Annotated in this window: 26 protein-coding genes; 5 read left to right on the top strand and 21 right to left on the bottom strand. The window is 45.2% G+C overall.

What is annotated here, in order from left to right; all coding sequences use genetic code 11:
- Positions 1-53: 53 nt before the first annotated feature.
- On the top strand, positions 54-1,058 hold the full coding sequence (locus JJ941_RS08690) for a sugar phosphate nucleotidyltransferase (protein WP_290963906.1): 1,005 nt from the start codon (positions 54-56) through the stop codon (positions 1,056-1,058).
- 114 nt (positions 1,059-1,172) lie between these two features.
- Here the strand turns inward: JJ941_RS08690 and ruvA are convergent, their stop codons facing one another.
- From ruvA to dinB, 4 genes are all read right to left on the bottom strand, one after another.
- Positions 1,173-1,769 carry a Holliday junction branch migration protein RuvA gene (gene ruvA, locus JJ941_RS08685; RefSeq protein ID WP_290963903.1) on the bottom strand — a complete coding sequence of 199 codons (597 nt, stop codon included), beginning with the start codon at positions 1,767-1,769 and terminating at the stop codon, positions 1,173-1,175.
- Positions 1,770-1,908: 139 nt separating this feature from the next.
- On the bottom strand, positions 1,909-2,484 hold the full coding sequence (gene ruvC, locus JJ941_RS08680; RefSeq protein ID WP_290963900.1) for a crossover junction endodeoxyribonuclease RuvC: 576 nt from the start codon (positions 2,482-2,484) through the stop codon (positions 1,909-1,911).
- A 3-nt stretch (positions 2,485-2,487) separates the two neighbouring features.
- Complete coding sequence (locus JJ941_RS08675; protein WP_290963898.1) at positions 2,488-3,321, bottom strand: enoyl-ACP reductase; 834 nt, start codon at positions 3,319-3,321, stop codon at positions 2,488-2,490.
- A 213-nt stretch (positions 3,322-3,534) separates the two neighbouring features.
- On the bottom strand, positions 3,535-4,623 hold the full coding sequence (dinB, locus tag JJ941_RS08670) for a DNA polymerase IV (RefSeq protein ID WP_290963895.1): 1,089 nt from the start codon (positions 4,621-4,623) through the stop codon (positions 3,535-3,537).
- 137 nt (positions 4,624-4,760) lie between these two features.
- Between dinB and JJ941_RS08665 the strand changes: the two genes are divergently transcribed.
- Complete coding sequence (locus JJ941_RS08665; protein ID WP_290963892.1) at positions 4,761-5,549, top strand: hypothetical protein; 789 nt, start codon at positions 4,761-4,763, stop codon at positions 5,547-5,549.
- Positions 5,550-5,621: 72 nt separating this feature from the next.
- On the opposite strand, the gene JJ941_RS08660 is transcribed toward JJ941_RS08665, so the two are convergent.
- The 15 genes from JJ941_RS08660 to JJ941_RS08590 all read right to left on the bottom strand — a co-directional run bounded on the left by JJ941_RS08660 (position 5,622) and on the right by JJ941_RS08590 (position 20,388).
- Positions 5,622-7,229, bottom strand: a complete 1,608-nt coding sequence (locus JJ941_RS08660) for a peptide chain release factor 3 (RefSeq protein ID WP_290963890.1) — start codon at positions 7,227-7,229, stop codon at positions 5,622-5,624.
- Positions 7,230-7,509: 280 nt separating this feature from the next.
- On the bottom strand, positions 7,510-8,154 hold the full coding sequence (locus JJ941_RS08655) for a hypothetical protein (protein WP_290963887.1): 645 nt from the start codon (positions 8,152-8,154) through the stop codon (positions 7,510-7,512).
- Between the two features lie 209 nt (positions 8,155-8,363).
- Entirely contained in the window at positions 8,364-10,226 is a 1,863-nt protein-coding gene (locus JJ941_RS08650) for a glycoside hydrolase family 13 protein (protein WP_290963885.1), read from the bottom strand.
- Between the two features lie 95 nt (positions 10,227-10,321).
- Entirely contained in the window at positions 10,322-11,395 is a 1,074-nt protein-coding gene (locus JJ941_RS08645; protein WP_290963883.1) for a serine hydrolase domain-containing protein, read from the bottom strand.
- Positions 11,396-11,442: 47 nt separating this feature from the next.
- Positions 11,443-12,741: an amidohydrolase gene (locus JJ941_RS08640; protein WP_290963881.1), complete on the bottom strand. Its 1,299-nt coding sequence runs from the start codon at positions 12,739-12,741 to the stop codon at positions 11,443-11,445.
- Between the two features lie 107 nt (positions 12,742-12,848).
- Entirely contained in the window at positions 12,849-13,247 is a 399-nt protein-coding gene (locus tag JJ941_RS08635; RefSeq protein WP_290963879.1) for a hypothetical protein, read from the bottom strand.
- A gap of 28 nt (positions 13,248-13,275) precedes the next feature.
- Positions 13,276-14,571: a DUF4900 domain-containing protein gene (locus JJ941_RS08630; protein WP_290963876.1), complete on the bottom strand. Its 1,296-nt coding sequence runs from the start codon at positions 14,569-14,571 to the stop codon at positions 13,276-13,278.
- A 12-nt stretch (positions 14,572-14,583) separates the two neighbouring features.
- The gene (locus tag JJ941_RS08625) at positions 14,584-15,183 is read right to left on the bottom strand and encodes a hypothetical protein (protein WP_290963873.1); all 600 of its coding nucleotides are present in this window, start codon (positions 15,181-15,183) and stop codon (positions 14,584-14,586) included.
- Positions 15,180-15,608, bottom strand: coding sequence for a hypothetical protein (locus JJ941_RS08620; RefSeq protein WP_290963870.1), 429 nt, complete (start codon positions 15,606-15,608; stop codon positions 15,180-15,182). The genes JJ941_RS08625 and JJ941_RS08620 overlap by 4 nt, the downstream gene beginning before the upstream one ends.
- An 87-nt stretch (positions 15,609-15,695) precedes the next feature.
- Entirely contained in the window at positions 15,696-16,343 is a 648-nt protein-coding gene (locus JJ941_RS08615; protein WP_290963869.1) for an NAD(P)H-binding protein, read from the bottom strand.
- Positions 16,340-17,275, bottom strand: coding sequence for a M23 family metallopeptidase (locus tag JJ941_RS08610; RefSeq protein WP_290963866.1), 936 nt, complete (start codon positions 17,273-17,275; stop codon positions 16,340-16,342). The genes JJ941_RS08615 and JJ941_RS08610 overlap by 4 nt, the downstream gene beginning before the upstream one ends.
- An 84-nt stretch (positions 17,276-17,359) precedes the next feature.
- Positions 17,360-18,568 (bottom strand): serine hydrolase, encoded by a 1,209-nt coding sequence (locus tag JJ941_RS08605; protein ID WP_290963864.1) that lies wholly within the window; start codon positions 18,566-18,568, stop codon positions 17,360-17,362.
- Positions 18,569-18,661: 93 nt separating this feature from the next.
- Positions 18,662-18,967 (bottom strand): metalloregulator ArsR/SmtB family transcription factor, encoded by a 306-nt coding sequence (locus JJ941_RS08600; protein ID WP_290963862.1) that lies wholly within the window; start codon positions 18,965-18,967, stop codon positions 18,662-18,664.
- 120 nt (positions 18,968-19,087) lie between these two features.
- Entirely contained in the window at positions 19,088-19,459 is a 372-nt protein-coding gene (locus JJ941_RS08595) for a hypothetical protein (RefSeq protein WP_290963860.1), read from the bottom strand.
- Complete coding sequence (locus tag JJ941_RS08590; RefSeq protein ID WP_290963857.1) at positions 19,456-20,388, bottom strand: MBL fold metallo-hydrolase; 933 nt, start codon at positions 20,386-20,388, stop codon at positions 19,456-19,458. The genes JJ941_RS08595 and JJ941_RS08590 overlap by 4 nt, the downstream gene beginning before the upstream one ends.
- 234 nt (positions 20,389-20,622) lie before the next feature.
- Here JJ941_RS08590 and JJ941_RS08585 point away from each other — a divergent pair, with 234 nt between their 5' ends.
- Positions 20,623-20,961, top strand: coding sequence for a hypothetical protein (locus tag JJ941_RS08585; RefSeq protein ID WP_290963855.1), 339 nt, complete (start codon positions 20,623-20,625; stop codon positions 20,959-20,961).
- A 66-nt stretch (positions 20,962-21,027) separates the two neighbouring features.
- Positions 21,028-21,444: a hypothetical protein gene (locus tag JJ941_RS08580; protein WP_290963853.1), complete on the top strand. Its 417-nt coding sequence runs from the start codon at positions 21,028-21,030 to the stop codon at positions 21,442-21,444.
- 11 nt (positions 21,445-21,455) lie between these two features.
- Here the strand turns inward: JJ941_RS08580 and JJ941_RS08575 are convergent, their stop codons facing one another.
- A complete protein-coding gene (locus JJ941_RS08575) occupies positions 21,456-21,884 on the bottom strand; it encodes a nuclear transport factor 2 family protein (protein ID WP_290963851.1) in 429 nt (142 codons plus the stop codon).
- 174 nt (positions 21,885-22,058) lie between these two features.
- Here JJ941_RS08575 and JJ941_RS08570 point away from each other — a divergent pair, with 174 nt between their 5' ends.
- On the top strand, positions 22,059-23,237 hold the full coding sequence (locus JJ941_RS08570) for an MFS transporter (protein ID WP_290963849.1): 1,179 nt from the start codon (positions 22,059-22,061) through the stop codon (positions 23,235-23,237).
- A gap of 33 nt (positions 23,238-23,270) precedes the next feature.
- On the opposite strand, the gene JJ941_RS08565 is transcribed toward JJ941_RS08570, so the two are convergent.
- On the bottom strand, positions 23,271-24,083 hold the full coding sequence (locus JJ941_RS08565; RefSeq protein WP_290963848.1) for a DUF6090 family protein: 813 nt from the start codon (positions 24,081-24,083) through the stop codon (positions 23,271-23,273).
- Positions 24,084-24,371: the final 288 nt, after the last annotated feature.

Below are 24,371 nucleotides of genomic sequence, written 5' to 3'. Positions count from 1 at the left end.
CCCTATATTCACCGCCACTAAATTAAATTGTTTCAAGTAACGCAGCCAAATATATGAAATTAATTATCCCAATGGCCGGACGTGGAACTCGTGTTCGTCCTCATTCTCATACTGTGCCCAAGCCCCTTCTGCCTGTTGCGGGAACCATGATTATAGAACGCATTATAGAGACGTTTAATCGTACCCTGGATCGTGATATCACCGAGATTGTGTTTATTCTGGGGCCTGATTTTGGGGAAGATATTAAGCAGCCGCTCCGCGAAATGAGTGCCCGCCACAAAGCGAAGCCCATTTTTGAAGTACAGGCCGAGGCTTTAGGAACCGCCCATGCCGTTGCCTGTGCAAGCGATCACCTGGATGGTGAGGTTATCATCGCCTTTGCAGATACGATTTTTGACAGCGAAGAACCCTTTGAGTTGGGTGATGCCGACAGTGTGATCTGGCTTAAGAAAGTTGAAGATCCATCCCGTTTCGGTGTAGCCGTGTATGAAGGGGATACCATCACCGGTTTTGTGGAGAAGCCGAAAGAGTTTATCTCAGATTTAGCCATTATCGGGGTGTATTATTTTAAGAGCGGTAAAGCCCTGAAAGAGAAAATCGATAAGGTTATCGGCGATGATATGCGCGGCCCGGGCGGTGAGTATTTCCTGACCGCTGCCCTTGATATGATGATTAAAGAAGGCAAAGTATTTAAAACAGCCACGGTTGATGAATGGCTGGATTGCGGAACACTGCCGGCCTGGCTGGAAACTACAGGCATCATCACCGAAAAAGAATTTGACGGTGTTGATGAAAGCAAGTATCCCGGATCAACCATTATTCCGCCGGTATTTATTGGGGAAGGTGTGGAAATTGAGAACAGTACCGTGGGTCCCAGGGTAAGCATTGAAGCCAACACGGTGATTAAGAACTCAAAAGTTGAGAACACCATTATCCGAGATCATGCCACACTGGAAGATGTAGAAACGGAAGGCTCAACGATAGGCGCCCATACGCATCTCAAGAATGTAAAGGGCAAAGTGGATGTGGGCGACCATAGCGCGCTGGATATGGAATAGAGGTAAGACCATATTCTGATAAATTAAAAGCCCCGGATTGCCGGGGCTTTTTTATGTTCCAAAGAAAAACAATTTTCTGTACAGACAGTGAATTAAACTTATTAACCAGCCTTTTTATTTGTTCAAGCTGGCAAGGGCTTTCTTAATAATCACAGAAGGATCATCACTGCCGGTGTTTTTGATGGCTTTTAGAACGGCTTGCTCAGATTCTTTTTTCTTGAAGCCCAATGATTCAAGGGCAGATATAGCTTCTCCGGTTACCCCTGCTTCTTTCGGTCCGGTTGGAGTTACACCGGCTGATACGGCATACTCAGCGAGCTTGTCTTTCAGTTCCACGATAATGCGTTCGGCTGTTTTCTTTCCAATTCCGGGCACTTTGGATAGGGTGGCTGCATCAGAGCCGGTAATCGCACCAATAAGCTGATCGGCGGGCAGACCCGAAAGAATGGTAAGCCCGAGTTTTGGTCCCACCCCCTTCACGGTAATCAGTTTTTCAAAAAGAGCTTTTTCATCGGTAGAAAAAAAACCAAATAAACGTTCATCGCTATCGGTGATATGATGGTAGGTCAGCAATTTAACTTCCGAGCCGGCGCTTTCCAGCTGTTCCTGGGTGATAGATGAAATCTCAACCCGGTAGCCTACGCCCTGAACGTCGAGCACAACAACGCCGTCTTTCTTTTCTTCGATGTACCCTTTTAAAAATGCGATCATCTTCTATAATTATTATTTAATCGATAATGAGATTCCTGCTTTCGCAGGAATGACGGTTTGGGTTGGTATTTTAAGCCCCTCCTGCACAGGTTGGAACTTACTTGGATGCAGAGCACCTTCAAGCGTCTGCCTGGACGAACTAAAGGCCCTTCACCCTGTCCGGGTTATCCTGCACAAAACTGGCCCAATCCCCTTTTTTATTGTTTTGGTGCGTTTTCTTTTTAGATGAACCGGGAATGCCCTGCCCTTTCATCAAATGACACCATGCTACAGCCAAAGCATCCGTGGCATCATTGGATAGTTTCTCATCCGGTATCTTTACCATTTTATTCAGCATAAAGGCCACCTGCTCTTTGCTGGCGTTTCCGTTTCCGGTAATGGACTTTTTCACCACTTTTGGGAAATACTCGGTTACTTCCCGGCCGGAATTTTTAATGGCCAGCATGGCGGCCGCCTGGGCTCTTCCCAGCTTCAGCATCGCCATGGGGTCGACCCCATATACCGGGGTTTCAACCGCACACGATGTGGGCTGGTTAGAACGGATGATTCCGGAAATCTGGTCAAATATCACCTGTAATCGCTCGGCATGATCATCAATATCGGCCATTCGGATTACATCACACCGCAAGGCGATCAGTTTTCCGTTTTCTTCCGTCAACAGCGCATAGCCGGTGTTTCGGGAGCCGGGATCAATACCGAGGATTATGTCAGGCATAAATTATTCGTCGTCGTTTGAATACAGCTTGGCAAGGTCATCAATCATTTCCTCAGAAATACCTGCGGTCACAAAACCACCATCATGGTACAGGTTCTGCATGGTTACTTTGCGGGTCAGGTCTGAGAATAAAGTCACACAGTAATCGGCACATTCATCAGCAGAAGGATTCCCCATAGGGGCAATTTTCTCTGCAAAGGTGTACATGCCGTCAAAGCCTTTAATACCGGTTCCGGCCGAGGTTTTGGTAGGGGCCTGCGAAACGGTGTTTACACGAATGCCGCGATCAGCCAACCGGCTGCCATAGTTCCGGGCGATGCTTTCCAGCAGTGCCTTAGCATCGTTCATATCCGAGTACTTGGAGAAAATACGCTGTGCCCCTATATAAGAAAGAGCCACAACACTTCCGCCATCATTCAAAATCTCGGATTTCTCGGCATGGTGCAGTACCCGGTGCAGCGAAATAGCTGAAACATCCAGTGTTTGCTGATACCAGTTGTAATTCAGGTCGGTATATTCTTTTTTCTTTCGAACATTGGGGGACATCCCGATAGCATGCAGGATAAAATCAACACCGCCCAGGTGTTCTTTAGTTTTGGTCATCAGCTCTTCAATTTCATCATCGTTGGTTACATCACAAGGGATGATGGGGGCACCGGTTTCTTCCCCGAGCTTATCCAAAGCACCAAGCCGTAATGCAATGGGGGCATTTGATAGTACGAAGTCAGCTCCTTCTCGTTTACAGGCCAGGGCGATTCTCCAGGCGATGCTTCGATCGTCCAGCGCTCCGAATATGATTCCTTTTTTTCCTTTTAGTAGTCCGTAACCGTCACTCATTTTATGTCAATTTCTTTGGGTTGATTGTAGTGTGGGGAAATTCACGATTATCTCGGTAAAATGATAGTTGGCTATTGATAAAGTGATGAAGTGAGGAGTGATAAGTAAATTATTTGAAGAATTTTTGTAAGCATCAGATTTGAGGTTGCTCCTACTTTGTAATAAAAGAGTGCTATGAATTTGAACTGAATCACTTTATCACTCCTCACTTCATCAATACAGACTAAGCTCCAATTGCTCGTACGCGGTTTTCTCATTCAGGTTTAAATTTGACAGGGTGATGCCCAGCAAGCGCACCGGGCGACTTCCCACTTCGGTATCCTCCAAAAGTTTACGCACTACTTCGGTGATGTCGGTATATCGGTTGGTATAATGTGGCAGGGAATAACTCCGGGTAATGGTATCAAAATTTTTATAGCGGACTTTCAGAGTGATGGTCTTTCCGGCAGCATTGATCTTCTTCATCCCCTCAGAGATGGTTTGCGCCAGCTCGTCAAGAAAATTGTGGATCCACTCGAGGCTGTCGATGTCTTCAGAAAAGGTTCGTTCTTTACCATACGATTTTCGAACCCGATGCGGCTTTACCTCACGATGATCAATCCCCCTAACAATACGGTAATAGAACCGCCCGGATTTGCCGAAAGCTTTAACTAGATCAATTTCACTCCACTTTTTTAAGTCAGCCCCGGTCTTAATACCCACGGCATGCATCTTTTTCTGTGTCGCCTTACCTACTCCAAAAAACTGTTTGATATCCAGCTCTTCCAGAAAAGCTTCAGCTCTATCAGGAGTGATTAAGGTAAGTCCGTTGGGCTTGTTGATGTCGGATGCGACCTTGGCCAAAAACTTATTGTGAGCCACACCTGCTGAAGCAGTCAACTTGGTGACTTCATAGATCTTTTTCTTAACCTCTTTAGCAATCAATGTGGCTGAGGGAATGTCTTTGTGGTTTTCGGTTACATCGAGAAAGGCTTCGTCCATAGAGAGGGGTTCCACTAGATCGGTGTATTCGAAGAAGATTTCGCGAATTTGCCGGGAGGCTTTTTTGTAAGCATCAAAATTAGCTTTTACAAAAATACCGTGCGGACAAAGCCGGATTGCCTGAGAAGCAGGCATTGCCGAGTGGACCCCAAATTTCCGGGCTTCATAACTGGCGGTTGCCACAACTCCTCGCCCGCTGGGTGAACCTCCTACAATCACCGGCTTCCCTTGCAAATCAGGATTATCCCGCTGCTCAACGGCGGCATAAAAGGCATCCATATCAACATGGATAATCTTTCGGATGGGTATCTCAGAACTCATAACATAAATTACACATATGCATTCATATTAAAAAGCGTTTAATTTTTCTAAACCGGAAGAGTGGCAAAGATTTGGAGGAACAATTACTACCCACAATTCATTTAAGGGAATGAACCGAAAACAACGAAATATTAACCATGAAAATATTGACATCTAAGACCATACTAAGCACGCTAATAGTAGCATTAACCGTATTTAGTTCTGGTTGCCTGGATAACTCTACGGGCAATGACGATGACAAGGATATTGTTTACTCTCACATGGAGAATCCGGGCCATTCTGCCAATGATTTTCTTTCGGGAGAAACCTTTACTTCTCTGGAAGTAGAGATAGATTACATGCAGGGTTATGCACCCAATGCCGAGTCGGTGGATAGTCTTGAGGCTTTTTTAGAGCAACGACTAAATAAACAATCAGTTGTAATAAAAGAACCAACGGAGATTCCGGCAGTCGGTCAGTCTTCATATACCGCAAGCGAAATCCGAGCGCTGGAAGAAGAGCATCGAGATGAGTTTACATCTGTTGAAGACGGCACGCTCAGAGCTTACATGATTATCGTAGATGGAGAGTTTGAGAGTGGAAACGTGCTGGGTATTGCTTACTACAATACTTCAAATGCCTTTTTTGGAGCGACTTATGAAGAAGTAAGCGGCGGGTTCAATCAGCCCTCAAGAAGATTGACAGAGTCTGTCTCTTATCGCCATGAATTCGGACACTTGTTTGGACTGGTAAATATTCCCGGATCAGGAACTGAAATGCAGACCAACCATCAGGATACGGAGCACGGACGTCACTGTGATAACGACAGCTGCCTGATGTATTATGCCATGGAAAATGCAGGTGTATTCGGTCAGTTTTTAGGAGAACAAATTCCTCCGCTTGATGAAAACTGCATTGCCGACTTACAAGCTAACGGTGGCAAGTAAGTTGTAGAGAACATCGAACAAGGAACATCCAACTTCTAACATGATAAGTTGGGTGTTCGGCGTTCGAAGTTCTTAGCCTTGTTTGAATTTGTAGAGGTTTTCGGCTCCTGCTTTTTCTTCGCCTTGCGAAAGGGCGTATTGGGAATCGAAAAGCACGATGGGATTTTCTTCCATGTCTTTGGTGACGTGGGTGGAATAGCTGGCTTCCAGTTTTTCAATCACATCATCCCGGTCGTTGGGCAACCAGCGGGCACAATGATAGGATACCGGGGTTTTGATGAGCTCAACCCCATATTCAGTCAGCATGCGGTGTTCTACCACTTCAAATTGAAGTACACCCACTGTTCCCAGCAGCAGCTCATTTCCTACTCCGTTTGGCACTTCAAAGACGTGAACCACCCCTTCTTCAGAAAGCTGTTTCAGACCTTCTCTAAGCTGCTTTCGCTTGAAGGGGTCTTTGGTGGCTACTTTTTGAAAATGCTCGGGGGTGAAAAGGGGGATTACATCAAACTTAACTTCATTCTTCTCAAAAATGGTGGTTCCGATACGGAATGAACCGGGATTGAAAATAGAGACAATATCACCGGGATAAGCATCTTCCAGCAGCTGGCGGTCATCACCCATCAAAGTATGGGGGGTCGACATCTTCACTTTCTTGCCGTTTCCGGCGATGGTTACCTGCTGTCCGCGCTCAAATCTACCGGAAGCCACACGGATAAAAGCGGCACAGTCGCGGTGATCTGGATTCATGTTGGCTTGCATCTTAAAGATGAAGCCGGAGAAGCCGTCGTTTAAATCACGGGCCACACCGTCGGGTGTTTTGTATTGCTGTGGGTGCGGGGCAAGCTGATGGAAGTAGTTAAGAAACACATCCAGCCCGAAGTTGTGCAGGGCCGATCCAAAAAATACCGGCGTTACTTTACCGGTTGCATATGCTTCCCGATCCATGTTTTCATACATGTCGTCAATCAGCATCACCTCTTCTTCGAAGGCTTCCTTTTCCACGCTCGACATGGACGAAGCTTCAATAGCATCTTCCAGATCAAGAACTTCCGTGACGGCCTTTTTGGCTCCGTGTTCCGTCTTTTGATACATGTGTACTTTCTTCTCAATCACATCATAGATGCCCTGGAATTTCTGTCCGTAGCCCATAGGCCAGCTGGCGGGCACGGCTTCAATCCCCAGCTTATTCTCGATGTTACTGAGAATTTCCAATGGCTCCATCCCGGGGCGGTCACATTTATTCACAAAGGTGATGACCGGCACTTCACGGAGCTTACATACTTCAAATAATTTCTCGGTTTGCTCCTCCACGCCTTTGGCTACGTCAATCACCATCAGGCCGGAGTCGGCAGCTACTAAAGTTCGGAGCGTATCTTCAGAAAAGTCTTTGTGACCCGGTGTATCCAGCAGGTTGTACTTGATCCCTTCTTTCTCAAACCGAAGTACGGATGATGTCACTGAGATACCACGCTCTTGCTCTATCGACATCCAGTCGGAGGCGGCGTGCCGGGTAGCTTTTCTCGCGCGGATAGATCCAGCCTCGTGCAGCGCTCCGCCATACAGCAACAGCTTTTCCGTGAGGGTGGTTTTACCAGCATCCGGGTGAGATATAATGGCGAAGGTTCGTCGCTTTTTCGCCTCTTTGATGATGTTTGATTCGGCTGTGGCCGTGCTCATAGTACTTTTTGACTGCTTGATTAAGCTTTAAAGATACGGCCTTTTGCTTGAAGTTTGTAGTGAATGATTTTCGGAATAAGTGATATGGTGAAATGGTGATGTTGTGATGTGGTGGAGGGGATGATAAGTATGCCCGTGATTGAGACTGATTGAACCTCGTGCCGGACGCTCTGCGTCGGCACGAAGACTTACCGGGCAGGATTTGCTTTCCTTTTCCAACGGGTGGCTGGGAAAGTGGTGAAAATTTTAAACCTGTAATACAAGTTCAATATAGGGTCAATCAATTCAGATAATCACTCAAATCAAGAGTAATAGTTTTACCAAAAGTTCTTCCTTCTGCTATTATTTCTATGTAGCCGTGATACAGGCTTTGCAGCGTATCATTTTCAGGTACAAAGTAAAATTCGTTTCTAGGTCCGAGATGAGTTATCAGATCATAGATATATTTGTTTTGTTTACGAAGAACTGTTAGATCCAAAGTAGGGGTAAGCGTGACCCAAGAGCTAAAGTTTGTGTAGTTCATATTTTCCACCAATGGTGAATAATGGGTCAGCAATCTAACCCGGGGGAATTCAGGGTCAACATCTAAGATTTCAAGACGTTCAATTCTTCCGGTTTTAGGAAAAACGGCTCTTTGTCGGCCACGCTCAACCGGCTCTTCAACTACATGTATATTAAAAGGAAGAAAAACGGTGTGAAGGTCATTTGAGTCATTTCTTCTAATATCAGCACTGCCAACAATAGCCCCTTCAAATTGTCCTGTTTTTTTCCCGATTATAAAGACATAGTCTTCCTGTCGATGAAATTCGACATTCTGAGAATTGGTAATAAAAGTTTCTAAATAGGGCTCTGTTCTGCGGTTTCCTTCACAATCATAGTCGTATTCCCAATAGGGATCGGTGTTAAAGAATACCGTATCTCCCAAAGTAACATATTGATCGGGTATTGGAGAAGTAGAGACGGAACCTATATCCGGGCTCAAAAAAGGAAATCCGCATTCTATACCCTCTACTATAAAACACCCCGGAAGAAAAAGCACAATCAGCAGTAAATAGACAGCTCTCAACATCTTTTACCTCTCTGTTTTTTTCAGAATGTAATTAAAATGAGGTAAATAAGGAACTTAGACCGTAATTATCTCAGCTCCCAAACGCCGGTTGTTTTTCCTGGCACTTCGAAATCTCCGGAAACGTCTATTTTTTCTCCTGAAACCACATTTACCCCATGTTCAAAACCATTTAGAATTTCGGCAAAACGAGTGCTGTTTAAAGTATAAGACCCTTCATTGGCATTCATGACCACCATCACGGTTTGCTTTTCGTGAACCCGAAAATAGACATAGGTATTATTTTCTGGCACAAAGTGAACCAGCCGCCCTTCATGAATTGCTGCAGCATTTTTGCGCCAAGTGGTTAGTTCACTGATCCAATCCAGGATCTCGTTCTCCTTGTCGGTGCGACCTTTTTCGGTAAATACGCTGCGGTCGTCATCAGGCCAGCCGCCGGGCATGGTTTGTCGCCAGGCCTCATCATCACCACCCCGGTTTTCGTGCCCCATCATCAGTTCTGTGCCATAGTAAACCTGTGGAATTCCACGTGTGGTCATCAAAAAAGCATAGGCCATTTTGAAGTAGTCTTCGTCTTTGCCCACCGTTTCGTAGATGCGGCCCATATCGTGGTTATCCAGGAAGTTTACGTTCAGCATGGGGTCGGCATACACAAAATCCTGAGACAGCACGTAATACAATTTGCTTAGTCCGTTCAGCCAGCCAAAGTCTTCATTAAAGGCCTGACGGATAGCATTGGCAATTTGGAAATCGGTTACGCTGGGAAGGTTTGAATCATAGCCATCATCAACTCCGGGCTTATCGTATTGCCAGTAGGCTTCAGCAGGAACGGTGTTCACCCATGATTCTCCCACAATGTTAAAATTGGGATAGGCTTCCAGCACTTCTTTCGCCCAGCGCGCCATATACTGCTGGTCGGGATACACGTAGGTATCCATGCGGATGCCATCGATTCCGGAGTACTCAATCCACCAGATGGTGTTTTGAATCAGGTAATCAGCAAGCAACTCATTCTTCTGATTCAGGTCGGGCATTTCCTTCACAAACCATCCATTCATCAGTTTGTCGGAGTCGTATTCCGAGGCATAAGGGTCGGAGGCCACGGCTCCCCGAAAATTCGTGGTTCCATATTCTTCGATATCATGTACCCAGTCGGAAGTCGGCAAATCATCCATCCACCAGTGCCGGTCGCCGATGTGATTATGAATCATATCCATGATCACTTTCATGTCTTTTTGGTGAGCTTCTTCCACCAGCTTTTTATACTCCTCGTTGCTTCCATAACGGCGGTCAACCCGGTACAAGTCGGTGGCGGCATAACCGTGATAAGCCCCATAATCAGCGCTCATATCATTTTCGATAATCGGCGTGAACCAAATGGCGGTCATTCCTAGATCTTTGATGTAATCCAGATGATCCATCACCCCCTGAATATCCCCGCCCTGTCTCCGTTCGGGGTTAGATCGGTCGGCTGCTTCCAGCATTCCTTCTACGCTGTCGTTGGATGGGTCTCCATTGGCAAAACGGTCGGGCATCATCAGGTAAATTACATCGGAGGCATCAAAGCCCTGATGGCGACCTTCCTGAAATTCCCGGGTTTTTAGCTCGTAATTCAAGGTGATGCTTTTTCCACCCCGGGTTAAAGTGATGGGCATGGTTCCGGCTCTGGCATCCTTCGAAATATCAAAATAGAGGAACAGGTAATTGGGAGAATCAACAGCATACTGAGCGGTAATTTCCACGCCGGGATATTCAACGGATGCGCGGTAGTGACCAAGTTCCTCGCCGTACAGCTGAAGCTGGAGTTCATTAACGGGCATTTCTACCCACCAGAAAGGCGGATCAACAACCTGAATTTCTTGTGGAGTCTGAGCCTGAGCAAGTATTGATAAAAGGAATAGGGACAGAAAAAGGGAACAAATTTTCTTCATGATGAATAGGATCTTTACTTAGTGCCAACGCCAACTATAATAAAGATCAGTTCACACATTTTCTTATGTAAATGCTTACATAGGGAAATACCCGCCTATTCAATAAAAATTTTAGCCAGCTCATTTCGAAGTTCGTTCATTGGCGCACTTGATCGGTTAATGGCAAAGGCGATGATAACTTCATTTTCGAGATGCATCAGAAACATGGTGCTTCCGCCTACCGAACCTCCGCTGTGTCCTTTCCATGCCGTGCCGCCAATTTCCATGGTTGCCCAGCCAATACCGTAGTTTGTGGATTCTCCATCATCGGTTTCAAGAGGCTTCATCAAGCGATCTTTTGTTTTCTGATTCAGAAAGTCGGAAGAGAGATGGGCTTCCCCAAACTTGATCATATCTTCGGTTGTGGAGAGGAATCCTCCGCCGGCCCATTTATAACTGTTGTCCACGTAGGGTGCTTCTTCGTTTTCTCCGTCTTCGTAAATGTAGAACTTGGTTCTGGCCGGAATATCACGGTAGGCATAATCGGGCATGGTGTTATTCATTCCCAGGGGTTGAAAAACTTCGGTTTCCATAAAAGGAATGAACTCTTCACCTGATGCGCCTTCAACAGCAGCACTTACCAAATTCCATCCATAGCTGGAATAGGAATAAGAGGAACCGGGTTCAAACAAAAGGGTGTCTTCCTTAAAAATTTCGAGTCCTGCTGTAACGGTGTTATATCGCACGGTACTCATAAATTCATTATCCCGATAATGCCTGACCCCAGCCAGATGCCCGGCCACTTCTTCAACGGTAAAGTCGTATTTCTTTTCAGGAAATTCCGGTACGTAGGTGTGAATCGATTCATCCAGATCCATTTTTCCCTGCTGGTACAGTAACCCGACGGCAGCGGCGGTATAAGTTTTGGATACGCTGCCTACCCGAAACAAGGTGCCGTCAGGATCGACCGGCGTTCGGGTGGAAAGATCCGAATAGCCAAAGCCGCGCGACCAAATAATTTCTCCATCCCGGTACACACTTACGCTCATCCCGGGGATGTTATAGTGCCGATAGTAAGACTCTACGAGTTTTTCTGCTTCGGCAATGTCGGCCTGAACAGCCACTTCCTGCCCAAAGACAGTGAGAGTCAGGAATGAGAATAGAATCAGAAAACTAAGTCGCTTTTGCATAAGTATGGTTGAGTTGGTTTTGGGATTTATTCCGATATATCAACAGTTTACATCCCGGCGGAATTCATATAATCAATCACCAGGTTGCTCATGGCCCGAACACCTAATTTCATCCCGCTTTCATCAATGTAGAAATCCGGGGTGTGGTGTCCGGAAGCCTCCCGGTTGGGAGCTTTTCCGCCAATAAAAAAGTACAGCCCGGGCACCTCCTTCTGGAAAAAGGAGAAATCCTCTGCTCCGGTGATGGCATCCATAATCACAGCATTTTCCTCTCCGGCTAGTTCTTCAAGGGTGGGAGCCATCATGGCCGTTAATTCCGGATCGTTATAAGTGATCGGATATCCTTTATGGATGGTCAGGGTCGCTTCGGCCCCGTTGCTTTCTGCTGTATTCTGGACGATGGTTTCCAGTCGTTTAAAAATAAGTTGACGCATGTCTTCATCCAGGGCGCGAATGGTTCCTTCAAGATGAATGCTTTCCGGGATGATGTTGTGACGAACACCTCCCTCAATAACGCCAAAAGTAACAACAGCCGCTTGTTTGGTGAGTTCCATATTCCGGCTCACAATGGTTTGGGCATTGTTGATGATTTGAGCGGCCGTCACAATCGGATCAACTCCATTCCATGGAGCTGAGCCGTGAGCTTGCTTCCCTTTAATATCGAGGCTGAAGCTGTTCACGCTGGCCATAATTCCTTCCGGCCGGTAACGGATAGTTCCAACCGGGGTGGCATCATTAATATGTAACCCAAAGATTACATCTACATCCGGGTTTTGGAGAACGCCTTCTTTAACCATCAGCTCGCCACCGCCTTCTTCTCCCTGTGGCGCTCCTTCTTCAGCAGGTTGAAAGATAAACTTAATAGTTCCCTTCAGGTCATCTTTCATTTCCGTCAGTATTTTAGCCACGCCCATCAGGATGGCCATGTGGGTATCGTGACCGCAAGCGTGCATGACCCCAACTTCCTTGCCCTGATACATTCCGGTTGCTGTCGATTTAAAGGGAACATCGGTGCGTTCAGTAACCGGGAGGGCGTCCATGTCGGCCCGTAAGGCGATGACCGGTCCGGGCTTTCCGCCTTCCAAAAGTGCAACTACGCCGGTATGGGCTACTTCGGTTTCCACATCTAAGCCCAACTCATTCAGGTAATCAGCAATGTAAGCAGCTGTTTCAAATTCACGGTTAGAAAGCTCCGGGTTTTCGTGGAAGTGCCGGCGCCAGTCTATGACCTGTTGTTCAATCTCATCAGCGCGCTCATCGATAATTTTTTTTAGGTCGGCTGTGGATTGAGCAAAGCTGCTTAGGGTGAAAAGTGAAACGAAAATCAGGGAGAGTACTTTTTTCATGCGGATAATGGACTTGTTTATAATGTATCCGATTGTAACCATTACCCGTCACTTTCAAAAATAAAAAACCCTCCGGAAGAGGGTTTTAATGGATACAAGTAAGCACGCTACCAGGCAGTTGCCCCAAATTGAATGGGCGGCAGAATCATGTCGTTACCTGATAATCTGAGTGAGCGCGGCCGTGGCTCCTTATATTTTTTTGATTGTGTATCAAGAACAAAATTATAGGATATCTGATCTCCATCCAGGTAGCGTTTAAATGTTACCTCGGCGGTAAAAATGCTGTCGATGGGTTCCTCATCCCGAAGATAAATTTCATTGATCTCATTCAGGGGACGAACATCCCCAACAAGAATTACCTTATCTGTTGAAGGGATGAAGAGGCTGTCCTGCAGAGCTCTTTTCATATCAAGATTGAAGGTAACGGTAGTTTGAGCAGCTGCTGATACATAACCTGTGATGGTGAGCAGCAGAATAACGGTGAATTTGATGATGTATTTATACATGAAAGTAGGTTTTATTAGATAAGAGAGTTTAGTTTTTAACAATTACGCGGTCTTTCCAGGAAAGAATGGAGAACACACTTTCACGCGGGAAGTACGGAGGGATTGAGTACCGGAGCCGGGTGTCATACTCATAGTTTTTTGAAAATCCGGTGTCTCCAAAGAATCCACCGAAAGTACCAACCGGTCCCCTGTTCTTTTGAATGATGCCGCCCAGTAAGTTTATTTTTCCGCGATAGCCTCCCGAGCTGTAATTTTCAACCCGGAATGAAGTACCCATCGCCATGATGGAAGCGTGAAGGTTTACATCAGCGGAGCCCTTATAGGTATGCGCGTTTTTGTCGAGAATCACATCTTTTTCACTCACCAGTCCAAGCAGGTCAGCAGACACCTCATTGTTTCGCGGGTCGTCGAAATATTCCAGATCGCCCATAATTTCAATGTCGTCTTCTGAGTGCAGGGTTAACGGACCGGAAACAGTGCCTTTGACCGATGCTTTTTTGGTAGTGGAAATAATCCCGTTGTGTTCGGTTGCAGCATATTCCTCAGCCGGCCGCCAAACTTCCGCAGCCTCATCATATTCCGAAATAGAAACGGAGCCGTCATCCTGAAAGGTCACGTCAATTTGATTGGTAAAAGTTAAGCCGGTTGCCGTGGCTGCACTCTTCAGGTCATTAATTTGGGTTTGGGTAGGTAAAGGGCGTTCCGGAGAGTTAAAATCAGTAGTACTCCGGAAGTCAGGGTTATCGCCAAACAAATTTCGGCTTTGCCAGTTGTTAGGGCTGGAAACATGTCCATAAAAGGTAGGTGTTCCAGATATTCTGAATGTGCCATTCGTGTGAATGGGGCCGGAGATGACATCCGAGGAGTAGAAGTAAATTTCTGAGTTACCCAGCAGGCTGCTTCGCTCTTCATCCGAGAAATAGGAGTATTTGGAATAAGAATCCCGGCGCATCATCACCTCAATAACCGCGGTGTAATCTCCATAGGTGGCTTCGCTGTACAGCAGCACTTTATACTCATCCCAGCCGCCCTGACCTACCGATATTCCTTCGGGATAGGAGGAGCTTTGTGAATCGTAAAGTTCGAGAGAAGCTGTTCCGGGGAGTGCGCTTACATCCGAAATCTCTCCATCCCATTCATTATCGATGGTGATTTTTTCTATGGCCATCTTGATCATGCTGACGGCTGAATTTTTGGCTTGTGCCTCGCTGATGTTCTGTGCAGATTTCTGCGGCAGCATCATAGCCCGGCGATTATTCGAGTTTGTAATAACGCCGGCAATAATCATAAATCCGGCCACTAAAATTAACATGGATCGTCCCATAACAGCAGGTTCTTAAAAAGTTAAATTGTTTGGTACAATGGTTCGGTTCCACACCGAGCGGTAATATTTTTCAGACCCTTTGGTGCTGACGTAGTAGGAGTTTTTTGACTCGTGCACCAGCTCGATGGAAACCTGTTTTACAAGTTCGGGGTCATTGGTTTCGCTCCCGTTGGCATCCAGGTATTTAAATTCCAGGTGAGTGACGTAAAAGGTCAGGTCTTCACTGTCTCCGCTAAAAAAAGGATCGGGGTCAAAGGTGCGGGTCAGGATATAGTCGTTCGGGTTGTCTGTGGAAGTAGCTTTGTTTGATGTCAGCTTCCACTCCACGGTGTTGTATTCAGCAACGGTTCCGCTTCCATCTTCATCATAAATGTCGCCCTTAAATTTGAACTCGCCATCTTTCATGGTAAGGATATTGTCGGCCGTGCCGGTGTTGTAGCCCAGGCGGTTGATATCATTCTGAAGGATTTCAACGATGGTATCGAAGGAGTTTTCAGTAATAACCCCCGTGGTGGTTTCAACAGCTGAGTTGAAAACAAAATTATTGAAGGCCAGCAAAGTGAGCAGAAACAGGCCGCCGATTACGAAGCTTGTGAAGATATTCAAATTCATTTTTCAAAGGATTTAATGAATAAGAGAGTAGCTTCAGACTTATAGTCTTTAACGGTGTTGGTTACCGTTACGGTAACCAGGTATCGGTTAAGCAGCGGATCAGGTTCCTGAATAAGTTCGGAAGTTGCCTCTACCCGAAAGGTTTCTTCGTACTGGTTATCCGAACCATAAACATTGGTTTTGTTTTTGGGATAACCAGCGAACATATAGTTGCTGCTCCCTTCTTTTAAATAATCCTCTTTGTCGCGGCTCAGCAGTTTAACCTGTTCAATTTCATCCTGGGCGAGGGCAATAGATCTGTTTTCAGTACCCGCGGTAACCATGCTTTCGGAAGCTGCCAAAAAGCTTTTGGAAATATTGGTGGACATCAAAGAAAAAAGCAGCATGGCTGCCATCAGGTAAATAATATCGGAATAGTCGGTCATAAGTATAGCTTCAGTTTGTTTGGCTATACATACGACGGTGGTTATGTGGGGGATTGCCGGGAAAGGGTTAGTTTTTCTTAATGTATGCTACAAGTAAAAAATCTCGTCCAGCTCAAAGATATGATATCCCTTGGGGCATTTATGCAGCGAGTTGATCATCCCTTCAGCTACCTTTCCCGCAAAGATAGGCCGGTACTTTTTGAGTCCAGGAATTTTGGTGAAGAGTTTTGCCATATATATACCGATGGTTTCCCCTACTCTGTTTTCACTTCGGTCGCCATCCAGAAAAGAAGGCCGAAGAATGGTGATAACCTCAAAAGGCAGCTCTTTCACGGCTTCATCAAGTTCACCCTTAAGCTTGGTATAAAAAGCACGGGACTGAGCATTTGCTCCCGCCGAGGAAACCAATGAAAACTTATCTACGTCGTTTTCAGCTGCCGATTTAGCTGTTTCATATTGATAGGTGAAATCGATAGTGTATTGCTTTTCCTGGCTGCCGGCTTTTTTGATGGTAGTACCCAATGCAGAATACAGCTCGTCTCCGGTTAGCCGGTGTTTCCATTCCTCCATGTTGTCGAAATCAACAATATGCTCTTCCAGTTTGGAATGCTCAACGCTTGTATTTCGCCGGTGAAACACTTTCACGGTTTCGTAGCGATCATCTTCCAAAAGCTGCTTCAAAATATGAGAACCTACCAGACCGGTAGCACCAATAACGATCGCTGTTTTATTCATCGGTTTCTTTTCTTCCACCTTCGTCGTTCAAACCATCCCATTTCCTGGGTGATGATATCTACCGGATGTACGGCCCTGTAAATATGATCGGGCTTAAGTTTAGCATTTTTTTCAACCGAAGTACGAAACCGGGGAACGGCATAATTCCAGTATTTATCGTCAGAACCGCTCCTGTAATCATCGTTTTTGTAGGCAAGGGTGAACCGGAAACCGATTTCAGTTTCGTCTTCTTTCGACGCTACAATCCCGATCGGATCTCCTGCAACTACCTCATCTCCTTTTTGCACAAGAATGCCGCCTTTCTTTAAGTGAGAGTAGGAACCGAAGGTGCAGTCTTCATGGACAATTTGTACATAGTTATAATTTGAAGTGAAGTAATTTTCTGTCTCAGAGTCATCGTTGTCAACTTCAATATCAGTGATAACTCCGCCCCTGCTTGCATAAACGGTGTCTCCGGCTTCGGCCCTGAAACCGAGCGCATAGAAATCATCGGGAGTTTCTTTATCAAACAATTCACCAATATGGCTGAGTCCGAATATTTCAGTGGCTTTTCCTGTAGCAACGGGGAGTAAATACTCCAGCTCATCCGGTTCTGTATCCAGGCATCCGATATTATAAGAGTAGGTGTATGAAAACCTTACATAAGAATCAGACAATCCTGATTTTTTGATCTCAAGAAGGCGTGTCTTTCCAAAGCGCGCTGTTTTTTTATAGGGATTTGGATTGGGAGGCATGGCGTTACTTACCGACGAGAAATCAAGGCTTACGGTATATGGAGTCAGCGACTTGTTCTTAGCATAAAAAGTGGGCTCACCTTCATCGTTATACTCCACTTCGATGGTAATAGGCAAGTCCGCATATTGAGCGAAGACATTGGAAAAGGTAAGCGCAAAAAAAAGGAGAACTAAACCGCTGAACTTGGATGCAGGCATGGGTACAATTAAATGATCTTATTAAAATTTACCTGAGTAGGGTAATTAATTTAAAAATAAGAAGGTAGTGCTAATTAAGATTAATCATTCAACAGCTTCTAACACACGTTTTACAACCCCATCCATAGCGCTTCCTTTAATCCATCGTGCGACAATAACCAGATCATTTTCCTGATCTACATAGACCATGTTTGTGCCGGCGCCAAGGTGAAAGAAAGCGGTAGTTGGGGCACTTGGAAGCCGGTCTTTATTCACATTTAAGAACCAGTTCATAAAGCCATAATTAGAATTGGCTTCGGTAGGAGTTTGGGCCATTTTATTCCATTCTTCAGAAATAATCTGTTCATCTTTCCATCGGCCGTTCCTTAATGTTAACAGTCCAAACCGGGCCTGGTCTCGGGCGCTGATAAACATGCCTCCGCCCCAATGCCCTCCACCGCTTACGGCTTGCATTTGTTGTCCGTCTATAATTACCCATGAGTTTTCATATCCCATCCAGCGCCAGGTAGGAGATGCTCCGATTTTATCCATAACCTCTTCACGAAGCACTTTAGGTAGCGGCTCTCTTAGCACATTCATTGCGGCAAGAGCCAGCAGGTTCACGCGATCATCATTGTATTCCCATTCGGTTCCGGGTTCATGCCGCTCGCGGGTCATCCACTCCGATCGATCGCCGGATGGTCGGTCGGCCCAGTCAGGTTTGCCCCACAGGGTTCCTTCCCAATCAGAAGTTTGACGTAACAGGTGGTTCCAGGTGATTTTGGAGTTATGTTCTCCTTTGAATGGTTCAAACACTTTTGGCTCTTTAAGCCGGTCGGCTTTGTTTTGGTTGTTATCCCACTCCATGAAATAAATCGGAGCCATGTAAGCCTCTACTTTGTCGTTTACATCCCGGATTAAGCCGCGATCATAGGCAACCCCAACGGTGGTGGTTAAGAAGCTTTTGGTGACGCTGTGCGTCATATCAACCCGGAACGGTTCACCCCATTCTGCAATGATGTACCCGTCTTTTACAATAATACCGGTTTGTTCGCCGCGGTCTTTAAACGGCCCGATTCCATCCCCAAACGGCTCACGACCAAAAGTGCCGTAATGGTTTTCTTCCATGCTGCGGGGATTATCGGTCTCTTCGGCCAGGGCATATTCAATGGCTGCCTGAATTTTTTCAGCATTCATGCCCACTTCTTCCGGTGATTTTTTCTCCCAATCACCCCAGCTTCCGGGATAATAGCTTTGGGCTTGCAGGGTTGAAGTGGAGACAAAGAACAGGACAAACAGTAATAACCGGCGCATAGATTTCTATTGAGTTAGATAATGATCGAATCTACAAAAATGATTTCTAATCCCAAGTTAAAGTCTGTTTGCAGCGGGGAAAGTCAATTATGGCTATGAGTCGCTGATCTTCTTTCTCCAGAAGTCGGTAAAGAAGCTAAGCCATCGCTGTACTTCCAGAAATCCATCGGTGTGTAAAGAACAGTGACGTTCCCTTCCCTTATTTGTGATAGTGATAAAGCCGTTATCGTGAAGGATATTTACATGCTTGGAAATGGCGGGTCTGCTGATGTCAAAATTTTCGGCTAAAGAGTTTATCGTATGTGTTTCCCGGGTTAGCATTTCAAGAATTTTTCTTCGACTTGGGTCGGCTATTACCTGGAAAACATCTAAATCCGGAATATTCATAAGTATCCCCATTGGGTGTTAAAGGCTGTTTATGGAATAACAGGTAACTCAAAAGTTACTTTAATATATATGTAACTTATAAATTACACAAAATTAAAGTCGGTTTTAAATCCTCAGGTTGGTGACTGGTAATTAATCCAGGTCCTGAACAAAGATAATTGCATTATGAGCCGGGGAGTAGAAGCCAAATTCATTGGTTCCCCATGGAGTGTTATCTCTTCGCTTGATGTCGAAACCTTGTTCTCTGAACTCTGACTCCAGGGCATCTAAATCATTTACCCAAATTTTGATTTGTTGGGCGGCATCTTTCGCGGGCATGTCCTTTTCAAATTGAAACTGAAGATGGACATTCTGCCCATCCCGGTGAAGAACGGCATAGTCTAATTTGTCGGAATAATTCAGAGAATCGTAAACGTTTTTAAATCCCAGCCGCTCAAAAAATTCAATTTCAGCTTTCACGTCATTGGCAGGAAGAACCGGAGATATATTCAGAAAGTTTTTCATAGCCGGAGGGTTAATCCTTCTGAAGCAACTTTGAATCCCAGCTTTTCTACTTTCCTGCGCTCGGGGCTATCCAGAATAAGCGGATTTGTATGATTAAAATGAATGAACATCACTTTGGCTTTTTCGGATTCGGGCAGGTCTTTGAAAAGCTCAATGCTTTCCTCTACATAAGGGTGCGGGATTTCACTCATATCCCGGCCAGGTAGTTCTGCAGAATCATAGAAAGTACCATCAAGTAGAGCGAGATCCACATCGGCAATTTCTTCGATGATGTTCTTTTCCCAAATATGCCATTTATTAATATCCGGAATGAATAGCACATCCTTATTTGGGGAACTGATTCTATAGCCAACTGTTTCAGAGTACTCATCCCGGTGAGGAACTAAAAACGGAGTTACGGACAGGTTTGGAGTTAGTCGGATGGTAGAATCAGAGCGAAGTTGTTGGAATGAGATATTATCCATGGTAACCAGTTGGCTCCAAGGTCCGTTGGCTTGCAGGTAGGATTTCATCCGTGGCATAGTATAAACCGGCACTTCTGATGCACCCATCACCTCATGACCGAGATACATCAACCCGGTATAGTGACCAATGTGCGCATGAGTTAAAAACACACCGGAAAGATCTTCATTGGCGCTAGTTTTTTTAAGCTGATGCAGCTGAGCGGTGAAATCAGGAGTGGCCTCAAACATCCAGTTTTGGCCGGTGGATTGATCGGTTAATCCAAGACTTACAACAAGCCGCTTCTTTACCTCTCCTTTCCAAAATTGTTGGCAATGCTCTTTTTGGCAATCAGCCTGCGGGAAACCGGCATCCTGTGCAATGCCCAAAATGGTGATGAACTGTCCAGTCTGTTCAGTTTCATCTGGAGTGGACTTTTCGGTGCACCCGGAAATAAAAAGCAGGGATAAAAGTAAATATCTGATCATGAAGGAATGAAGCAAAAAGAGGGGTGAATTCAAAGCAACCTTTCAGCGTCCGTAGGTCCTGGAAGCGTTGCGGTGTTTGCAAAGGGATAGAGAGCTTAATTAGCCATCGAACGCTCCAAGGTCATCCGGCCGCTTGGAGGATCTTGAGAGTAGCTGAAAAAAGTGAAAGTTTTCAGAAATAATTACTACACTCCCACAGTCATTTTTTGATATAACCGGATCCTTATGTTGTTGATGATTTTTATTCTAATTACGGCTTTTTTGCTGAATCTCTTTTTGCCCTGGTGGAGTATCGCCATACCAGGGCTTGTATTTGGTTGGTGGTTTAATGAGAAAGCAGGTCCGTCTTTTGTATTTGGTTTCCTGGCGCTGTTCATCCTTTGGGGCGGGCAGGCTCTGTATATTCACTTTGCCAACGATGCCATACTTTCAACCCGTATTGCCGAAATGCTCCAGGTCGGCTCGCCATTGCTGGTGGTTCTGATTACCGGGATGTTAGGAGGATTGGTAAGTGGCTTGGCAACCTTGACTGGTGCTTTGGTTCAGAATAAACCCCGGCAATTCAATTCCTGATCGCATGTACATGTAATTTCATCAATGCCCGAAAAGCGATATCTCTTCATAAAAAAGAGGTGCCCGATGCAATTACGATTAATTTCCCTATCCCTTTTTCTGACCACTTTATTTATAGCCGGATGTGCAACATCTTATCACCCTGAAAACTGGCGAGGCCATGGTTTTACCGAGAAGCAGCTTACAGAGCAAAGCTATTTGGTTTCCTTTAGCGGAAACTCCCGCACTTCGCCAACCGATGTGCAGCATATGTTACTCCGGCGTTGTGCAGAACTAACCATACAGAATGGCTACAGCTATTTTTTTATTCTGGACAAAGACTCGGATAAAAAATCTGAGATCTCACACAGCGAAATTTCGGAAGAGTACAATCACAGCGAATCGTTTACGAAATCCGTCCAGATCTACATGGCTCACGAAAAGGATATAAGTTCCGAGGGACGCCAAAAAGCAATTAATGCCGGTATTTACCTTCGGGATTAATCGTCAGAAGATTATTCCTTGTCACCATAAAAATCCCGCCCGGTATAAGTTTTATGGATGATTTTCCAGCCCTCTTTCAACTTCAGGAGCAGGAAATAATCGGTATATACACCACGATTCGGCATTACAATTTCCACTTTGGCAGTTGCTGCATTGTTCTCATGATCGATAGAAATAATCCGGCCAATGCGGGTGCTTTTTCGTCCCTCCCGGAATCCCGAAATATAATCCTGGCCATCCCAAACCCTGAGACTGTCGTCACCAATCACGGTATATAAATTAAAGTCGGGATGAAAAGCTTTATGCAAGCGGTCCGGTTCTCCGTTGGCGGTTCCTTCTATATAATCGGTTAGGGTTTCCTGGATGAGTTCTAATTCTGTTTGAGCGAAAGCTGTAAAGCTGATAAATAAGCAGATTAATAACAGGCTAAGTTTTTTCATGGCGAATTGAGGTTAGTACATGATTAGATAAATCTTTACATCAAGAACGACCTACGGACAGAGACATTATTGGTTTCGGGTTGGTGAGGAGGGGATTTTGTAGAAATACTAATCATGATGCTCTTTATAAAATACCTTTTGTCAATTTCAGCCGCCTTTCGTTTCTTTGCAGCCATGGATAAAAAGATCCCTGCCCACATACTTCCTGTAATTGTACTGGCCCAGTTTGCCGGCACTTCACTCTGGTTTGCAGGTAATGCCGTGGTGGATGAGTTGATCCTTACGCTAGCCCTTCCGGAATTATTTGTGGGATATATAACCATGGCGGTACAGGCGGGGTTTATTGCCGGAACACTGCTCTTTGCTTTCTTAAATATTGCCGACCGGTTTTCGCCGGTGAGGGTGTTTTTATTTTGTGCATTGGGGGGATCTGCCGCTAACCTGTTGGTGATGGGATCAGCATCGGGCTTAGGCATCATAGCTGCCCGTTTTGTAACTGGCTTCTTTTTAGCCGGCATCTATCCGGTGGGGATGAAAATAGCTTCTGATTGGCATAAAGAGGGGTTGGGGAAGGCGCTGGGTTATCTCGTCGGAGCATTGGTTGTGGGAACAGCATTTCCTCATTTTCTTAAATTTATGGGCGGCGAACTACCCTGGCGCTATGTGATTACGGGCACCTCAGTTATAGCTTCAGGCGGTGGATTGCTTTTGTTCTTTACCGTGCCCGATGGGCCAAACAGAACGCCATCGGCCGGATTTAAATTTGATGCTGGGGCCATCCTGAAACTGTTCAGGAATACGAATTTCAGGTCGGCCGCTTTCGGGTATTTTGGTCACATGTGGGAGCTATATACTTTCTGGGCGTTTGTACCGGTAATGCTTGCCTGGTATGCCTTACAAAATAATCAGCCGGGCCTGTCTGTTTCATTCTGGAGCTTTGTGATTATTGGTGTTGGAGGAATCAGCTGTGCCATAGGCGGATATTGGTCGCTGAAGAAAAGCAGTAAGTGGGTATCAAAAATTTCATTAGCCGGCTCGGGGCTGTGTTGTCTGCTCATTCCTTTCTCTTTCAACCTTCCCCTCGCTTTATTCCTGGTGGTACTCATCACATGGGGAGTACTGGTGATTCCTGACAGCCCCCAGTTCTCAACGATGGTGGCCCGGTCTTCAGAGTCCTCCTATGTAGCAACAGGCTTGACGATTGTAAACAGCCTGGGGTTTGCCATTACTATCGTTAGTATTCAACTGGTAAACCTGAGCTGGTCGGCTACCGATAACCCGTATGTTTTTTGGTTCATGGTATTCGGCCCGTTGATGGGATATTGGGCGATTAGTAAATACAAAAAGGATTAAAAATTTAGATATGAAATAAAAAAAGGTGAATCATTAATCGCCCAAATTTATTCTAATATCAATTATTAGTTCTTCGGCTTGATTCCTTACGACTTTTAAAGTTGCAACAGATACCAGGCTTGAAAGGTATCTGCTGGTTAACAGGTTGTTCAGTCTCATTATGCCATCGTCACTGAAAATGTTTTCCATTGCAATCCGGTCAAACTTATTTTGATTTTTAATATCCTGTATTGGGTTATACACCGGAATGCCGGATGTTTTAAGAAAAGTTGTAAGTCCGATGTCATAGTCCAGGTTAAAATTAACCAGTGAATATCTGATCATTTCTTCTCTGATTTGATTCTTAAACCCTTCATTTTTTAAAAGCACGCGGTCTGCACGCTCCATTGACTGATAGAACGCTGTTAATTTCTGTCTTAAATGCTCATCATCAATAAGTTTTAAGTTTCCAGTAGATTTCAAATCCTCAAAAGTAGCATCAAAAATATTTACGGATCGATTGGCAAGCAGGTAGGAGAGGTTAAGATTCAATGTTGGCATGTCTTCGGGCGTCAACCCTTCCTTTAAAAGGTCTCCGACTGCTCTGAGTTTTAATGCTACAGTATCTTCCGCCTGAATAGTGCTGTTGAGCTCGTCGATCTGTAAATTGATATCATTGATTAAATTAACGAGGTAAAACTCTTCGTTGGCACGATTTATACGATCCTGATTCCAATTATTAATTTGCAAGGCAATTAAGATTCCAATAACGACTAAAATGATCTCACCCATAGCATAAAGAAGATATTTCCGGGCTTTTTCTTGCAGGATGAGTTTCTGGCGAATTTGTCGAAAGTAGTGAAGCATGTATGTGCACCCATGTTTCTAATTAATAAACCCAAAAAACCGGAAACTTGCTCTAGCCAACGAAATATTGATTAAAACACAGAATCAAAATTGAATCCAATCTTTGCACTGCGTATCTTAGGAAAACTTCAAACAAGCTTTGACTCACATTACCATTTTAGCAATCCATAGTTTCGAAGCACTGCCACCGCGCACCCAAAAATGGAGGTCGCGCGATTGATGGCTTTTCCATTTCTCAATATCATTTTCAAAATCCGGCGCGGTATTCGCAGTCGGATTTTTTTTGAT

The sequence above is a fragment of the Gracilimonas sp. genome (assembly GCF_017641085.1).
In the GTDB taxonomy this organism is placed as follows: Bacteria; Bacteroidota; Rhodothermia; order Balneolales; family Balneolaceae; genus Gracilimonas.
Note: the sequence above shows the minus strand (reverse complement) of the source record. Positions and strands in the feature narration are given on the sequence as shown.

What these genes read in the sequence shown, in the direction of transcription:
- JJ941_RS08585 (WP_290963855.1), top strand. Translation starts at nt 20,623, where the DNA reads ATGATTTTTATTCTAATTACGGCTTTTTTGCTGAATCTCTTTTTGCCC.
- JJ941_RS08675 (WP_290963898.1), bottom strand. Translation starts at nt 3,321, where the DNA reads ATGAGTGACGGTTACGGACTACTAAAAGGAAAAAAAGGAATCATATTC.
- JJ941_RS08620 (WP_290963870.1), bottom strand. Translation starts at nt 15,608, where the DNA reads ATGACCGACTATTCCGATATTATTTACCTGATGGCAGCCATGCTGCTT.
- JJ941_RS08610 (WP_290963866.1), bottom strand. Translation starts at nt 17,275, where the DNA reads ATGCCTGCATCCAAGTTCAGCGGTTTAGTTCTCCTTTTTTTTGCGCTT.
- dinB (WP_290963895.1), bottom strand. Translation starts at nt 4,623, where the DNA reads ATGAGTTCTGAGATACCCATCCGAAAGATTATCCATGTTGATATGGAT.
- JJ941_RS08575 (WP_290963851.1), bottom strand. Translation starts at nt 21,884, where the DNA reads ATGAAAAAACTTAGCCTGTTATTAATCTGCTTATTTATCAGCTTTACA.
- JJ941_RS08590 (WP_290963857.1), bottom strand. Translation starts at nt 20,388, where the DNA reads ATGATCAGATATTTACTTTTATCCCTGCTTTTTATTTCCGGGTGCACC.
- JJ941_RS08645 (WP_290963883.1), bottom strand. Translation starts at nt 11,395, where the DNA reads ATGCAAAAGCGACTTAGTTTTCTGATTCTATTCTCATTCCTGACTCTC.
- JJ941_RS08615 (WP_290963869.1), bottom strand. Translation starts at nt 16,343, where the DNA reads ATGAATAAAACAGCGATCGTTATTGGTGCTACCGGTCTGGTAGGTTCT.
- JJ941_RS08665 (WP_290963892.1), top strand. Translation starts at nt 4,761, where the DNA reads ATGAAAATATTGACATCTAAGACCATACTAAGCACGCTAATAGTAGCA.
- JJ941_RS08650 (WP_290963885.1), bottom strand. Translation starts at nt 10,226, where the DNA reads ATGAAGAAAATTTGTTCCCTTTTTCTGTCCCTATTCCTTTTATCAATA.
- JJ941_RS08580 (WP_290963853.1), top strand. Translation starts at nt 21,028, where the DNA reads ATGCAATTACGATTAATTTCCCTATCCCTTTTTCTGACCACTTTATTT.
- JJ941_RS08605 (WP_290963864.1), bottom strand. Translation starts at nt 18,568, where the DNA reads ATGCGCCGGTTATTACTGTTTGTCCTGTTCTTTGTCTCCACTTCAACC.
- JJ941_RS08600 (WP_290963862.1), bottom strand. Translation starts at nt 18,967, where the DNA reads ATGGGGATACTTATGAATATTCCGGATTTAGATGTTTTCCAGGTAATA.
- JJ941_RS08640 (WP_290963881.1), bottom strand. Translation starts at nt 12,741, where the DNA reads ATGAAAAAAGTACTCTCCCTGATTTTCGTTTCACTTTTCACCCTAAGC.
- ruvC (WP_290963900.1), bottom strand. Translation starts at nt 2,484, where the DNA reads ATGCCTGACATAATCCTCGGTATTGATCCCGGCTCCCGAAACACCGGC.
- ruvA (WP_290963903.1), bottom strand. Translation starts at nt 1,769, where the DNA reads ATGATCGCATTTTTAAAAGGGTACATCGAAGAAAAGAAAGACGGCGTT.
- JJ941_RS08690 (WP_290963906.1), top strand. Translation starts at nt 54, where the DNA reads ATGAAATTAATTATCCCAATGGCCGGACGTGGAACTCGTGTTCGTCCT.
- JJ941_RS08660 (WP_290963890.1), bottom strand. Translation starts at nt 7,229, where the DNA reads ATGAGCACGGCCACAGCCGAATCAAACATCATCAAAGAGGCGAAAAAG.
- JJ941_RS08630 (WP_290963876.1), bottom strand. Translation starts at nt 14,571, where the DNA reads ATGGGACGATCCATGTTAATTTTAGTGGCCGGATTTATGATTATTGCC.
- JJ941_RS08595 (WP_290963860.1), bottom strand. Translation starts at nt 19,459, where the DNA reads ATGAAAAACTTTCTGAATATATCTCCGGTTCTTCCTGCCAATGACGTG.
- JJ941_RS08625 (WP_290963873.1), bottom strand. Translation starts at nt 15,183, where the DNA reads ATGAATTTGAATATCTTCACAAGCTTCGTAATCGGCGGCCTGTTTCTG.
- JJ941_RS08570 (WP_290963849.1), top strand. Translation starts at nt 22,059, where the DNA reads ATGGATAAAAAGATCCCTGCCCACATACTTCCTGTAATTGTACTGGCC.
- JJ941_RS08565 (WP_290963848.1), bottom strand. Translation starts at nt 24,083, where the DNA reads ATGCTTCACTACTTTCGACAAATTCGCCAGAAACTCATCCTGCAAGAA.
- JJ941_RS08635 (WP_290963879.1), bottom strand. Translation starts at nt 13,247, where the DNA reads ATGTATAAATACATCATCAAATTCACCGTTATTCTGCTGCTCACCATC.